This is a genomic window from Pseudomonas sp. 10(2024) (genome assembly GCF_045164175.1).
GTDB lineage: Bacteria > Pseudomonadota > Gammaproteobacteria > Pseudomonadales > Pseudomonadaceae > Aquipseudomonas > Aquipseudomonas alloputida.
In genome coordinates, this window is the sequence record NZ_CP174006.1 from 4,710,510 (window position 1) to 4,723,821 (window position 13,312).

13 protein-coding genes are annotated in these 13,312 nt (G+C 63.0%); 5 read left to right on the forward strand and 8 right to left on the reverse strand.

The window, feature by feature from the left end; all coding sequences use genetic code 11:
* Positions 1-68: 68 nt before the first annotated feature.
* From ACI7M0_RS21340 to rpoE, 4 genes are all read right to left on the reverse strand, one after another.
* Entirely contained in the window at positions 69-1,472 is a 1,404-nt protein-coding gene (locus tag ACI7M0_RS21340) for a DegQ family serine endoprotease (RefSeq protein WP_371920367.1), read from the reverse strand.
* A gap of 206 nt (positions 1,473-1,678) precedes the next feature.
* Positions 1,679-2,644 carry a MucB/RseB C-terminal domain-containing protein gene (locus ACI7M0_RS21345; protein WP_121162144.1) on the reverse strand — a complete coding sequence of 322 codons (966 nt, stop codon included), beginning with the start codon at positions 2,642-2,644 and terminating at the stop codon, positions 1,679-1,681.
* Between the two features lie 12 nt (positions 2,645-2,656).
* A complete protein-coding gene (locus tag ACI7M0_RS21350; RefSeq protein ID WP_003252050.1) occupies positions 2,657-3,247 on the reverse strand; it encodes a sigma-E factor negative regulatory protein in 591 nt (196 codons plus the stop codon).
* A 33-nt stretch (positions 3,248-3,280) separates the two neighbouring features.
* Positions 3,281-3,862 (reverse strand): RNA polymerase sigma factor RpoE, encoded by a 582-nt coding sequence (rpoE, locus tag ACI7M0_RS21355; protein ID WP_003252049.1) that lies wholly within the window; start codon positions 3,860-3,862, stop codon positions 3,281-3,283.
* A 434-nt stretch (positions 3,863-4,296) separates the two neighbouring features.
* Here rpoE and nadB point away from each other — a divergent pair, with 434 nt between their 5' ends.
* On the forward strand, positions 4,297-5,901 hold the full coding sequence (gene nadB / locus ACI7M0_RS21360) for an L-aspartate oxidase (protein WP_064491113.1): 1,605 nt from the start codon (positions 4,297-4,299) through the stop codon (positions 5,899-5,901).
* Positions 5,902-6,022: 121 nt separating this feature from the next.
* Here nadB and ACI7M0_RS21365 read toward each other — a convergent pair whose 3' ends face one another.
* Positions 6,023-6,481, reverse strand: coding sequence for a protein YgfX (locus tag ACI7M0_RS21365; protein WP_129933353.1), 459 nt, complete (start codon positions 6,479-6,481; stop codon positions 6,023-6,025).
* The gene (locus tag ACI7M0_RS21370) at positions 6,465-6,719 is read right to left on the reverse strand and encodes a succinate dehydrogenase assembly factor 2 (RefSeq protein ID WP_003252043.1); all 255 of its coding nucleotides are present in this window, start codon (positions 6,717-6,719) and stop codon (positions 6,465-6,467) included. Before ACI7M0_RS21370 ends, ACI7M0_RS21365 begins: the two co-directional genes overlap by 17 nt.
* Positions 6,720-6,852: 133 nt before the next feature.
* On the opposite strand from ACI7M0_RS21370, the gene ACI7M0_RS21375 reads away from it, so the two are divergent.
* Both ACI7M0_RS21375 and ACI7M0_RS21380 read left to right on the forward strand, forming a co-directional pair.
* Positions 6,853-7,794 (forward strand): folate-binding protein YgfZ, encoded by a 942-nt coding sequence (locus ACI7M0_RS21375; protein WP_129933351.1) that lies wholly within the window; start codon positions 6,853-6,855, stop codon positions 7,792-7,794.
* 55 nt (positions 7,795-7,849) lie between these two features.
* The gene (locus ACI7M0_RS21380; protein WP_028698136.1) at positions 7,850-8,656 is read left to right on the forward strand and encodes an HDOD domain-containing protein; all 807 of its coding nucleotides are present in this window, start codon (positions 7,850-7,852) and stop codon (positions 8,654-8,656) included.
* Positions 8,657-8,721: 65 nt separating this feature from the next.
* Here the strand turns inward: ACI7M0_RS21380 and ACI7M0_RS21385 are convergent, their stop codons facing one another.
* Together ACI7M0_RS21385 and ACI7M0_RS21390 are read right to left on the reverse strand one after the other, a co-directional pair.
* On the reverse strand, positions 8,722-10,101 hold the full coding sequence (locus ACI7M0_RS21385) for a sensor histidine kinase (RefSeq protein WP_129933350.1): 1,380 nt from the start codon (positions 10,099-10,101) through the stop codon (positions 8,722-8,724).
* The gene (locus tag ACI7M0_RS21390) at positions 10,094-10,765 is read right to left on the reverse strand and encodes a response regulator (protein ID WP_010952527.1); all 672 of its coding nucleotides are present in this window, start codon (positions 10,763-10,765) and stop codon (positions 10,094-10,096) included. Before ACI7M0_RS21390 ends, ACI7M0_RS21385 begins: the two co-directional genes overlap by 8 nt.
* A gap of 200 nt (positions 10,766-10,965) precedes the next feature.
* Between ACI7M0_RS21390 and ACI7M0_RS21395 the strand changes: the two genes are divergently transcribed.
* Positions 10,966-12,255, forward strand: a complete 1,290-nt coding sequence (locus ACI7M0_RS21395) for an OprD family porin (RefSeq protein ID WP_129933348.1) — start codon at positions 10,966-10,968, stop codon at positions 12,253-12,255.
* A 46-nt stretch (positions 12,256-12,301) separates the two neighbouring features.
* Entirely contained in the window at positions 12,302-13,282 is a 981-nt protein-coding gene (locus ACI7M0_RS21400; protein WP_003252023.1) for a tripartite tricarboxylate transporter substrate binding protein, read from the forward strand.
* The last annotated feature ends 30 nt before the right edge of the window (positions 13,283-13,312 follow it).

Below are 13,312 nucleotides of genomic sequence, written 5' to 3' on the forward strand. Positions count from 1 at the left end.
CATTCCCGCAATTGTGAATATTCATGAAAAAGGGCAGCCGAAGCTGCCCTTTCGCCTTGCGAAACCGCTTATTCAGCAAGCTTGAAGGTGATGAAGCTGGCACGGCCCTGACGCAGCACGCGCATCGACACGGAACGGTTCTTCGGCAGTTCCTTGGCGATTTCGGTGAATTCCTTGGCAGAACCGATGGCCTGGTTGTTCAGATGGCTGATGACATCACCCGGGCGCAAGCCGATCATGGCTGCCGGGCCATCCTGCACTTCCTTGATGACCACGCCACCTTTGAGCTCCAGGGATTTTTTCTGCTCGGCGGTCAGGTCGGCGACCGATACACCCAGGCGGTTGCTGCTGCGCTCGGCGCTGCCTTCGGTGCCAGCGCCAATGTCAACGTCGTCATCCGGCAGCGCGCCGACGCTGATGTCCAGGTTCTGGCGCTTGCCATTGCGGATGATTTCCAGCTTGGCCTTCTCGCCATCCTTGAGGCCGCCTACCAGGTGCGGCAGATCGGCCGACATGACGATTGGCTGGCCGTTCATGCTGAGGATCACGTCGCCCACCTGCAGGCCGCCTTTGGCTGCCGGGCCGTTTTCCAGCACCTGGGCCACCAGGGCGCCCGCCGGCTTGTCCAGGCCGAACGATTCAGCCAGGTCCTTGTTGACCTCCTGAATCACCACGCCCAGCCAGCCGCGGCTGACCTTGCCGTCTTTCTTCAGCTGGTTGGAGACATCGATCGCCACATCGATCGGGATGGCGAACGACAGGCCCATGAAACCGCCAGAACGGGTGAAGATCTGCGAGTTGATCCCCACCACTTCGCCTTTCATGTTGAACAGCGGGCCGCCGGAGTTACCCGGGTTGATGGCCACGTCGGTCTGGATGAACGGTACGTAGGTGTCATTGGGCAAGGTCCGGCCCTTGGCGCTGACGATACCTTTGGTCACCGAATGGTCGAAGCCGAACGGCGAACCGATGGCCAGTACCCACTCGCCCACCTTGAGCTTCTCGGAGTCACCCAGCTTCACCGTTGGCAAATTCTTGCCATCGACCTTCAGCAGCGCCACGTCAGTGCGCGGGTCGGTGCCGACCAGCTTGGCCTGCAGTTCGCTACGGTCCGACAGGCGAACGATGATCTCGTCGGCATCGGCCACCACATGGTTATTGGTGAGCACGTAGCCATCACTGGAGATAATGAAACCCGAGCCCAGCGACTGCGCCTCGCGCTGGCGGTCGCCGCGCGGCGAACGCGGCTGCTGGGGCATGTTGCGCTCGAAGAACTCGCGGAACATCGGCGGCAGGCCTTCCAGATCCGGCATCTGGCCTGCGGCGATCCGGCGGTCAGGCAGTTTCTGCTTGGTACTGATGTTGACCACTGCCGGCGAAGCCTGCTCCACCAGGGTGGTGAAGTCCGGCAGGGCTTCCTCGGCCTGGGCGGCGACTACTTGGCCGAGCATCAGCACAGCAGCGAACATCATTAGGTAGGATTTCAAGCGTGGTATTGACATACGACTCCCGTCACAACGAGCGGTAGTTTGGAAAGACCCCTGCTCAACGCAGAAAAGGCCAGGCTCTTCAAAGCCTGACCTATAGAAAATTTGCCGATGGATTGCAAATGACAATGCTTTAATTTCATTTCAGGCGTATGCCCACCTGCCTTGACTCGGCACGCAAAAGCGCGCCATTACTGGCGCGCCTGGGCATCCTGGGGGCGCATCGACAGGGCGACGCGTTCTGCCGTACCCAGCGGAATTTCGCCAACCACGGTCACCATCACTTTGCCCTTGGGTGTGTTCAGGCGACGCGAGACTGCCGAGGTCGGACCTAGCTGGGTGCGCATGTCGGTGCCGCCATCATCGCTCACTTGCTCGATGAACACCGAAAAACGCGCCAGGCCGTCGTCATACATCAGGCTGCTGACCGAACTGTTGCGCTTGGGGTCACGGCGTACCGAGCTGTTGACCAGCTCGAAACCGGGTGGCAGCCAGTCCGAACGCCAACCCGCGACGGTATCATTGCTGCCGGCTGCCACATGCTGCACTGGCTTGCAGGCAGCACCTGGGCGCAGGTCTGCGTCGCTGGGTATTTCATCGGTATCGAGACGGGTCATCTGGAAGCGTTCCAGCAACTGCCCCTTGTCGTTGAGCATCAACGAACGCAGCGGCAAACCCGAGTGACGGTCCAGGTGCAATTCGAACGCATAGCGATGCTGGTCGCGTGGCGTGAGCGTAATGATCACGGCATCGCGCCCGGCGACCCGTGACTTGCCTGCCACACTCAAATCGTACCAACCCATCAGTTTCAGCGGATCAAGCACACGCGGTGCGGTATCCGGCGGCGCCGTGACACCGCTGGCCAAGGCCCCGCTGACACACTCCACCTTGCCATCCACGCGCACGATTTCCTGGGCGGCGCCATCAAGCTGCAACAGCCGCTCGCTGACCTTGCCGTCGTCGACCCTGTGCCAGATGTCGTGGGAGGAGAAACTGCCGTTGCGTTCGTAGACGAACGACCCTTGATAGCTCTGTTTTTGCTCGGCCTGTGCCAGCTTGTTCAGCCACTCACTCGCCTCAGGCGAAGAATTGGCAGCCAATGCTGGCACCGTCATGCAGCTGCCAATCAGCAGCGACAAGAGAGGTAGCGCGCGCATGATCCTCCTTACTTAACGGTTTTCCAGGCTGGCGGCGCGGGCATACGGCAATGCGGTTTCAGTGCCCTTGAGCGCAGATTCCTGGGCATGCTGGCGCAGGTAGCCTGGCAGACGCTGATCCCAGCCGGCCTGGTTCTGCAGCACGCCATTGGCCATTGGCCCGGTCGGTTGCTCACTGCTTTCACTATAGCCTGCCAAAACGGCCGGGCCTTGCGCTTGTGGCACACTCAAGCCCTGCTGGACAGGCTGCTGGGCAGCAAGCTCTGCACCCGTGATCTCGTCCTGATTGTACATACGCACACCGGCCAGTACCGCGACAGTAACCGAGGCGGCTACCGCCAGACGGCCAATGCTGCGCCAAGGGCCTTTCTTGACCTTGGCTGGCACGGCTTCGTCGGCCAGCGCCGCGGACACCGCAGAGGCGATATCCAGGTTAGGCAGCAGCAGCTCCTTGTGCATGGCTGCACGGGCAACCTGGTAACGCGACCAGGTGGCACGGGTTTCGGCGTCGTCGACGGCGTTCAACACCCGACGCAGTTCCAGTTCATCCGCTTCGTTATCCATCACCGCGGACAGCGATTCCTGCAAAGCTTCACGACTCATGGCGGTTCCTCTCTTGGCGCTGTCGCCGCTGTCTCAGGTTTCCTGCAACAACGGCTGCAGGGCTTTATCTATGGCCTCCCGAGCGCGGAAGATTCGAGAGCGCACGGTACCCACCGGACATTGCATGACACTGGCAATGTCTTCGTAACTCAGCCCGTCGAACTCGCGTAGCGTCAATGCCGTACGCAGGTCTTCGGGCAGTTGCTGGATGGTGCGATGGACAGTGCCTTCGATTTCATCCCGCAACAACGAGCGCTCTGGGGACTCGAGATCCTTGAGACCATGATCGCCGTCGTAAAACTCCGCATCCTCGGAGCTCACATCACTGTCTGGCGGCCGTCTTCCACGGGACACCAGGTAGTTCTTCGCCGTGTTGATGGCGATGCGGTACAGCCACGTATAGAACGCACTGTCGCCGCGGAAGTTGCCAAGCGCACGGTAGGCCTTGATGAAGGCTTCTTGTGCTACATCCTGGGCCTCGTGGGTATCGTGGACAAACCGCACGATCAACCCGAGAATCTTGTGCTGATACTTCAGCACCAACAGATCGAAAGCTCGCCTGTCGCCGCGCTGAACGCGCTCGACAAGCTGCTGATCCTCTTCCTGGGTTAGCATGAACACTCCTCAGTGAACTCGAAGGAGCGTTGCATCAGCCATCGTTCAGGCTTGCAACCATAGACTCGGGCTTTGCGCAAAAGTTCTCCCCTCCAAGCAAGTTTCCTGCAGCCCTTGGTCGGCTTGCACGGAAGACGCGGCGCGGTCACGGCCGGCTACGTCGATAATCAGGTTTCAAATACACAGGGGTAAGCCTGGAAAGGCCTGCCGCCCTGCGTCGCCGCGGCAAATTGTGGCGTACGGGCAGCCTTCATAGGATTTCCGGCCATGTCGGAAAGTTCCCACAAAGGTTGTCGCAACCTGGCAGGTAGCATGGAAATTGGCCACCCGGGGCTGCTATAAAGGCATCCCGACACGTTTAACGATAGTTTCACAATGCCATCCGCGCGTGACCATTGTGCCGTGCCCCTCCCAAAGATTACTAGTGTCCCGACATGAGCCAACAATTCCAACATGATGTCCTGGTGATCGGCAGCGGTGCCGCCGGTCTCAGCCTGGCACTTAACCTCCCCAGCCACCTTCGCGTTGCCGTGTTGAGCAAGGGCGACCTGGCCAACGGCTCGACCTTCTGGGCCCAGGGCGGCGTCGCTGCAGTGCTGGACAACACCGATACTGTGCAGTCGCATGTCGAGGACACCCTCAATGCCGGCGGCGGGCTGTGCCATGAAGACGCAGTGCGCTTTACCGTCGAGCACAGCCGCGAAGCGATCCAGTGGCTGATCGAACAAGGCGTGCCCTTCACCCGCGATGAGCACTACAGCGTCGACGATGGCGGCTTCGAGTTCCACCTCACCCGTGAAGGGGGCCATAGCCACCGGCGCATCATCCACGCCGCCGACGCTACCGGCGCGGCAATCTTCACCACGCTGCTGGAACAGGCTCGCCAGCGCCCGAACATCCAGCTGCTGGAGCAGCGGGTGGCGGTCGACCTGATCACTGAACGCCGCCTGGGCCTGCCCGGCGAACGCTGCCTGGGCGCCTACGTGCTCGACCGCAACACCGGCGAGGTAGACACCTTCGGCGCGCGCTTCACCGTGCTGGCCACGGGCGGTGCGGCCAAGGTCTACCTCTATACCAGCAACCCCGATGGTGCCTGCGGCGACGGTATCGCCATGGCCTGGCGGGCCGGCTGCCGGGTGGCGAACCTGGAGTTCAACCAGTTCCACCCGACCTGCCTGTATCACCCGCAGGCCAAGAGTTTCCTGATCACCGAAGCCCTGCGCGGCGAGGGCGCCCTGCTGCGCCTGCCCAACGGCGAACGCTTCATGCCACGCTTCGACCCACGCGAAGAGCTGGCCCCAAGGGACATCGTGGCCCGCGCCATCGACCACGAGATGAAGCGCCTGGGCGTGGACTGCGTATACCTGGACATCACTCACAAGCCTGCAGATTTCATCAAGAGCCACTTCCCCACCGTGTACGAGCGCTGCCTGGCCTTTGGCATCGATATCACCCGCCAGCCGATCCCGGTGGTGCCGGCGGCGCATTACACCTGCGGCGGCGTGATGGTCGACGACTGCGGCCACACCGATGTGCCTGGCCTGTATGCCATCGGCGAAACCAGTTTCACCGGCCTGCATGGCGCCAACCGCATGGCCAGCAACTCGCTGCTGGAATGTTTTGTGTACGGTCGCGCCGCCGCTGCCGACATCCAGGCACACCTGGAGCAAGTGGCCATGCCCAAGGCCTTGCCCGGCTGGGACGCCAGCCAGGTGACCGACTCGGACGAGGACGTGATCATTGCGCACAACTGGGACGAACTGCGGCGCTTTATGTGGGACTACGTCGGCATCGTGCGCACCAGCAAGCGCCTGCAGCGGGCCCAACACCGCATTCGCCTGCTGTTGGATGAAATCGACGAGTTCTACAGCAACTACAAGGTCAGCCGTGACCTGATCGAGCTGCGCAACCTGGCGCAAGTGGCCGAGCTGATGATCCTGTCCGCCATGCAGCGCAAGGAAAGCCGAGGGTTGCATTACACACTGGACTATCCAGGGATGCTGGACGAGGCCAAGGACACTATCCTCAGCCCGCTCTGATAACGGCGTCGCGGCCTTCGCGGGCTCGCCCGCTCCCACAGGAATTTGACTGCCTTGCAGCATTGCGCAGTTGGACCTGTGGGAGCGGGCGAGCCCGCGAAGAAGCTAACCCGGTCTCGATCTATGCCCGGCTCACCGCAGCCCAGCGCCGCCGGCTGAACTTCAACCGCACCCGCAAGCGCCGATGCTCATCCGGCCCCAGCGCATCCCCCGGTACGCACTGGCTCTGCCCCAACCACCGCCCCGCCCGCTCAAAGCGCAACACCACCAGCCCAGGCAACGCTACGCTGTCCCGGCACAAGCGCACTGACTGCCACCCACAGGCACGGCTGAACACCTGCCAGCCCCGCACATCACGGCGCAGGCCGACAACAGCATGCTCATGGGTCAACAGGATACGTCGGGGAATGGCCCAGCCAGCGTGGGCCGTACAGGCGGCGACAACAAAAAAGGCCATCCACCCGGGCAGCGGGCTCGCCCACACGGCAAGCCACGCCAGTACCTGACAAGCGAGGTAGGCCGTCAGCAGCAGGCGCGAGCCTTGCCAACGGCACTCGAAGCACTCACTTGGGCTGGACACGGTCCAGAATGATGCGGACCATGCGCTGCAGTTCCGGGTCTTCGGACTCGGTGCGCTCCATGAACCAGCCGAACATGTCCTGATCCTCGCAGCTCAAGAGACGCACGTACAGTTCACGGTCGGTCTCATTGAGGGTGGGGTAGACTTCCTGGGTGAAAGGCACCAGCAGTACGTCCAGTTCCAGCATGCCGCGGCGGCTGTGCCAGAAAAGCCGGTTGAGTTCAGTTTGTTCGACCATGGGGCCCTCCTCGAATGGGCCGCCAGTATACAGCCAGGCGCGCGAAGCGACACCGGGCGTTGGTCTAGTCACCTACCTATTTTGTTACCGGCGTTCTATGATGGCCGCCAGTCTTTAGCCACCGCGATGACCCATGGCCGATTCCGCTTTCTTCTGCCCCCTGTCCCACGAGGGCATCCTCGCCGTCCGCGGCTCCGATGCAGGCAAGTTCCTGCAAGGCCAGCTGACCTGCAACATCAACTACCTCAGCCAGGAATACGCAAGCCTCGGCGCCCGCTGCATGGTCAAGGGGCGCATGCAGTCGAGCTTCCGCATAGTGCCCGAAGGCAACGGCTACTTGCTGGCCATGGCCAGTGAACTGCTCGACGCGCAACTGGCCGACCTGAAAAAATACGCTGTGTTCTCCAAAGCCACGCTGACCGACGAAAGCAGCGTATGGGCACGCTTCGGCCTGCAAGGTGGCGACGCTGCACTGCAGGCGCTGGGGCTTGTCGTGCCCGCCGCCGCCGGTAGCACCGTGCGCCATGACGGGCTGATCGCGATCGCCGTGTCCGCCGGCCGGGTCGAGTTGTGGGTGCCGGCGGCTGACGCCGAGCCTGTACGCCAGGCCCTTGCCGCAGCGCTGCCCGAAGGCAGTGTCAACGATTGGCTGCTGGGGCAGATTCGCGCTGGTATCGGCCAGGTCATGGGCCCAACCCGTGAGCTGTTCATCCCGCAGATGATCAACCTGCAGGCCGTCGACGGCGTCAGCTTCAAGAAAGGCTGCTACACCGGCCAGGAAATCGTCGCCCGCATGCAGTACCTGGGCAAACTCAAGCGCCGCCAGTACCGCCTGGCCCTGGACCAGCAGGCCATTCCGGCCCCGGGCGCCGAGATTTTCTCGCCCACCCATGGGTCGTCGGTCGGTGAAGTGGTCATTGCTGCCGGCAACGGCACGGGCTGCGAACTGCTCGCGGTGCTCAGCGCCGAGGCGGTGGAAGACGGCAACCTGCACCTGGGCAGCCTCGAAGGCCCGCGCCTGCAGGTACTGACCCTGCCTTACGAACTGGACCGCGACCGGGAAATCCAGCGCTGACCAGCCTGCCCCACCCCTGTGGCGGGGCCGCACCACCACTGCGGTAGACATGCCCATGAACAAGCTGGCCGAGTTGGTTCAAGCACAATTGCTCGACGCCATCGAAAAGGATGACCTGGTCCTGCCAACCCTGCCCGAGGTTGCCTTGAGCATCCGCGAGGCAGCGGAAGACAGCGAGATCAGCGTAGCGGCCCTGAGCAAGGTGATCGGCCGCGACGCGGCCCTGTCAGCGCGCCTGATCAAGGTCGTCAACAGCCCACTGCTGCGTGCTGCGGTCGAGGTGACCGACCTGCATACCGCCATCACGCGGCTAGGCATCAATTACAGCTGCAACCTGGCCATCGGCCTGGTGATCGAGCAGATTTTCCATGCCCGCTCGCCGGCAGTGGAGCAGAAACTGCGCGATATCTGGGCCAGTAGCCTGGAAGTGGCGGGCATCAGCTACGAAATCTGCCGCCGCTTCACACCTCTCAAGCCCGACCAGGCCACTTTGGGTGGGCTGGTCAACCAGATTGGCGCGCTGCCGGTACTCATCTATGCCGAAGAGCACAACGAACTGTTGTCCGACCCGGTTTGCCTGCATTACGTGATCGAGCAACTCCAGCCGGTGCTGGGGGACAAGATCCTCAAGGCCTGGGAGTTTCCGGAGCAGTTGGTCCACCTGCCGAGCCAGGTTCATGACCTGGACCGCCAGACTGACAAGATCGATTACATCGACATCGTGCAGATCGCCCGCTGCATCAGTCAGCGCGGGCGTCACCGGCCATTGGCTGCGCTGCCGGCGTACCGCCATCTGGGGTTGCCGTTTGGCACCGAGCTGGAGGTCGATGAACTGCTGGAGGCGCGGAGCATGTTGCGCTGAGCTGTAGCAGCCTGTGTCGCCCCTTTCGCGGGTGAGCCCATGAAAGGGGCGACACAGGCAAACCATCAATCCGCGATAAAGCTCACCCGCACCCGCAACCCGCCCTTCTCGCCATCATGCAGGCTCACTTGCGCCAGGTGCGCCCGACAGATCTCGCCAACGATCGCCAGCCCTAACCCACTGCCCTGCGCACTTCGCCGGTAGAACCGCTCGAACACCCGTTCGCGCTCGGTCACGGGAATACCTGGCCCGTCGTCTTCCACTTCCAGCACTGCCGGCGCCATTACCCGCAAAATCACATTGCCACCCGCTGGCGTATGCGCCAAGGCATTGTCCACCAGGTTGCTCAACAACTCGTTGAGCAATGTCGGCTCCCCCTTCAGCCACACCGGCGCCTCGGCCTCCAGCGCCAGCGCCACCCCGCGCTTGTGCGCCAAAGGCGCCATGGCCATGCCCAGCTCGCGGGCCAACTGACTCAAGTCCAGACGCTGCGCACCGCCTTCGGCAATCGCCCGTGCGCCATTCTCGACCCGCGCCAGGGACAACAGCTGGTTGGCCAGGTGGGTCAGCCTGTCGGTGCCCTGGGCTGCCGACTCCAAGGTCTGCCGCCACTCCTGCGGCTCGGCCGAGCGCAAGCCCAGCTCGACCCGTGCCTTCAACGCCGCCAGCGGCGTTCGCAGTTCGTGGGCCGCGTCGGCAATGAACTGCGCCTGGCGCTCGAACTGGCCACGCAAGCGCTCGGTAAAGTGGTTCAAGGCGCGCACCAGCGGGCCCAGCTCGCGCTGTACCTGCACCACCGGCAACGCTCGCAAGTCGTCCGGCTGACGTTCCTCCACCGCTGTGCGCAGGCGCTCCAACGGCCGCAACGCGGCACTCACGGCAAACCACACCATCACCAACGCCCCCAGTGCCAGCATGCCCAGGCGCAGCAGGGTATCGGCCATCAACCCTCGGGCCATACGCACCCGCGCTTCCTCGGTTTCGGCTACGCGAATTTCTGCCATGCCGTTCATGTTCGGCTCGCTGACCGGCTTCAGCAGGCTGACCACACGAACGTCCTGGCCCAGGTAAGTGGCGTTGTAGAACCGTGCCAATGCCGGATAGTCGTCGGTGCGCGGCGTGCCAGGCGGCGGTGGCGGCAGGTTCTCGTAGCCAGAAATCAGCCTTTGCTGGATATCCAGCACCTGATAGTAAATGCGCCCCGCACTGTCATAGGCGAACGTGTCCAGCGCCACGTAAGGCACATCCGCGCTCAACGAACCATCGCGCTGCGACAGGCCCGCGGCGATGGTTCTCGCCGAAGCCAGCAGCGTGCGGTCGTAGGCGGTGTCGGCGGCCTCGCGGCCATTCCAGTAGGCACTAAGGCCGCTGGCCAGCATCAGCACCACCAGCAACAGCGCCAAATTACCCAGCAAGCGCCCGCGCAGGCTGCCGTTGTCACGCATCGCGGTGCTCAAGCAAATAGCCCAGACCGCGGAAAGTGACGATGGCCACAGGGTGCCCGTCGAGCTTCTTGCGCAGTCGGTGAATGTAGATTTCGATGGCATCAGGGCTGGCCTCTTCGTCCAGGCCAAACACCTGGGCAGCCAGCTGCTCCTTGCTCATCACCCGACCCGGGCGAGCGATCAGCGCTTCCAGCACACTCTGCTCGCGGGAGGTCAGCGTCAGGTTGTCATCACCGAGGGTGAAGCGCCGGGTGTCCAGGTCATACACCAGCGGCCCACAGCGTTGCTGGCGCTCGCCACCGAGCACACTGCGGCGCAGCAAGGCCTTGACCCGCGCCTCCAGCTCGGTCAGCTCAAACGGCTTGGCCAGATAATCGTCGGCGCCCAGGTTCAGGCCATGGACCCGGTCCTTGACGTCACTGCGCGCAGTCAGCATAAGCACTGGCAAGGTCTTGCCACGGCCTCGCAAGCGCGCCAGTACCTCAAAGCCGTCCATGCGCGGAAGGCCGACATCCAGCACGGCCACGGCGTATTCCTCACTGGCCAGCGCCAGGTCGGCAGCCACGCCGTCATGCAGCACATCCACGGTCAGGCCATGGCTTTTCAAGGCCAGGGCCACGCTTTCGGCCAGTTGCAGGTGGTCTTCGACCAGTAGCACACGCATCGGATTCTCCCGGCTCGGGTGGGGCGGTGGCGCGGAGTGTACCGCTGTCACCACGCCTGTGAAGCCCCTCGTGACAAACCTTTCACGCTGAAAGGTTAGCGAAAGGTTCGTTGCCTAGCATCGCACCACGGTCGCCCTTCGCGCCGAAAAAAGCACCAGCAAGGTGCAACGAATAAGAACAATAAACGGAGTCATCGACGATGCTGTCATCGCAGCCGCAGGCGTTCGCGCCTACCCGTTCCTTTATCGCTCGCCCCTCGGCCATCGCCAGCGCCCTCGCGCTTGCCGGTGTCGCCCCGATGAGCCAGGCCGCCTTCTTCGAAGACAGCACGGCCACCTTCGAAACCCGCAACATGTACTTCAACCGCGACTTCCGCGACGGCACCAGCGCGCAGCAATCCAAGCGCGATGAATGGGCCCAGGGCTTCATCCTCAATTTCGAGTCTGGCTACACCGATGGCACCGTGGGCTTTGGCCTGGACGCGTTGGGCATGCTCGGCATCAAGCTCGACTCCAGCCCCGACCGTACCGACAGCGGCCTGCTGCCCACCCACGATGACGGCAAGGCTGCTGACGAGTACTCCAAGCTGGGCCTGACCGGCAAGGTGAAGATCTCCCAGACTGAACTCAAGATCGGCACCCTGATCCCCGAACTGCCGACCCTGCAGCCCAACGACGGGCGTATCCTGCCGCAAACCTTCGAGGGTGGCCTACTCACCTCCAAGGAGATCAAGGGCCTGACCTTCACCGGTGGCCGCCTGGACAAGGCCAAGGACCGCAACGACACCAACTGGGAAGACCTGGCGCTGAACAACAAGAACGGCCGCTTCGGTGGCACCTTCAGCGCTGACAACCTGGCCCTGGGCGGGCTCGACTACCAGTTCACCGACCGCATCACCGGCAGCTACCACTTCGCCCAGCTCGACGATATCTACCGCCAGCACTTCATCGGCATGGTCGCCACACAGCCATGGGGCCCGGGCACCCTGGGTGCCGACCTGCGCCTTGCCATGAGCGACGACGCCGGTGCAGCCAAGGCCGGCAACATCGACAACACCACCGTCAACGGCATGCTCAGCTATGCCCTGGGCGGGCACAAGGTCAGCGCCGCCTGGCAGCAGTTGTCTGGCGAAAGTGCCTTCCCGTATGTGGATGGCGCCGACCCGTACCTGGTCAACTTCGTCCAGATCAATGACTTCGCCGGGGCCGACGAACGCTCCTGGCAGGCGCGCTACGACTACAACTTCGCCGCGCTCGGCGTACCGGGCCTGACCTTCATGACCCGTTACATCAGCGGTGACAACGTCAGCCGTGCTGCCGGTGGCGAAGGCAAAGAGTGGGAACGCAACACCGAACTGAAGTACGTGGTACAAAGCGGCCCGTTGAAGAACGTCGCCGTGCGTCTGCGCAACGCCACCTTCCGCTCCAACTTCGCCCGTGACGCGGATGAAGTGAGGCTGTTGGTCAGCTACAGCGTGGCGCTGTGGTAACCCCATAGCGGTAATCCGATAACAACAACACTCACGGAGATCGACGATGACCTTTTCACTGCGCCGCCTCGTCCTCGCTACCGGCTGCCTGCTGTTGGCCGGCAACGCCCTCGCTGCAGAACCGAAACGCCCCGAATGCATCGCTCCCGCCTCACCCGGCGGTGGCTTCGACCTGACCTGCAAGCTGGTGCAAAGCGCACTGGTACAAGAAAAGATCCTCAGCAAACCGATGCGCGTCACCTACATGCCCGGCGGGGTCGGCGCGGTCGCCTACAACGCCGTGGTCGCCCAGCGCCCGGCAGACGCCGGCACGCTGGTGGCCTGGTCCAGCGGCTCGCTGCTTAACCTGGCCCAGGGCAAGTTCGGTCGTTTCGACGAAAACGCGGTGAAATGGCTGGCTGCCGTCGGCACCAGCTACGGTGCCATCGCAGTGAAGAGCGACTCGCCCTACAAGACACTTGATGACCTGGTCGCAGCCCTGAAGAAAGACCCGAGCAAGGTCGTGATCGGTTCCGGCGGCACCGTCGGCAGCCAGGACTGGATGCAGACTGCGTTGATCGCCAAGGCCGCTGGCATCAACCCGCGCGACCTGCGCTACGTGGCCCTGGAGGGCGGCGGCGAAATCGCCACGGCATTGCTGGGCGGCCACATCCAGGTCGGCTCTACCGACATTTCCGACTCCATGCCGCACATCCAGAGCGGCAACATGCGCATCCTCGCGGTGTTCTCTGAAAACCGCCTGGACGAGCCGGAAATGAAAGACATCCCTACTGCCAAGGAGCAGGGCTACGACATCGTCTGGCCGGTGGTGCGCGGTTTCTACCTGGGGCCAAAAGTGAGCGACGAGGACTACGCCTGGTGGAAGGCCTCGTTCGACAAGATGCTGGCCTCCGAGGACTTCGCCAAGCTGCGAGACCAGCGCGAGCTGTTCCCGTTCGCCATGACCGGCGAAGAGCTGGACGGCTATGTGAAGAAGCAAGTGGCTGACTACAAGGCGCTGGCCAAGGAATTCGGCCTGATCCAGTAAGCCTGTCGGACTCACCACCACCCCTGTGGG

Coding starts and splice junctions, on each gene's coding strand:
- ACI7M0_RS21340 (WP_371920367.1), bottom strand. CDS start 1,472: ATGATGTTCGCTGCTGTGCTGATGCTCGGCCAAGTAGTCGCCGCCCAG.
- ACI7M0_RS21345 (WP_121162144.1), bottom strand. CDS start 2,644: ATGCGCGCGCTACCTCTCTTGTCGCTGCTGATTGGCAGCTGCATGACG.
- ACI7M0_RS21350 (WP_003252050.1), bottom strand. CDS start 3,247: ATGAGTCGTGAAGCTTTGCAGGAATCGCTGTCCGCGGTGATGGATAAC.
- rpoE (WP_003252049.1), bottom strand. CDS start 3,862: ATGCTAACCCAGGAAGAGGATCAGCAGCTTGTCGAGCGCGTTCAGCGC.
- nadB (WP_064491113.1), top strand. CDS start 4,297: ATGAGCCAACAATTCCAACATGATGTCCTGGTGATCGGCAGCGGTGCC.
- ACI7M0_RS21370 (WP_003252043.1), bottom strand. CDS start 6,719: ATGGTCGAACAAACTGAACTCAACCGGCTTTTCTGGCACAGCCGCCGC.
- ACI7M0_RS21375 (WP_129933351.1), top strand. CDS start 6,853: ATGGCCGATTCCGCTTTCTTCTGCCCCCTGTCCCACGAGGGCATCCTC.
- ACI7M0_RS21380 (WP_028698136.1), top strand. CDS start 7,850: ATGAACAAGCTGGCCGAGTTGGTTCAAGCACAATTGCTCGACGCCATC.
- ACI7M0_RS21385 (WP_129933350.1), bottom strand. CDS start 10,101: ATGCGTGACAACGGCAGCCTGCGCGGGCGCTTGCTGGGTAATTTGGCG.
- ACI7M0_RS21390 (WP_010952527.1), bottom strand. CDS start 10,765: ATGCGTGTGCTACTGGTCGAAGACCACCTGCAACTGGCCGAAAGCGTG.
- ACI7M0_RS21395 (WP_129933348.1), top strand. CDS start 10,966: ATGCTGTCATCGCAGCCGCAGGCGTTCGCGCCTACCCGTTCCTTTATC.
- ACI7M0_RS21400 (WP_003252023.1), top strand. CDS start 12,302: ATGACCTTTTCACTGCGCCGCCTCGTCCTCGCTACCGGCTGCCTGCTG.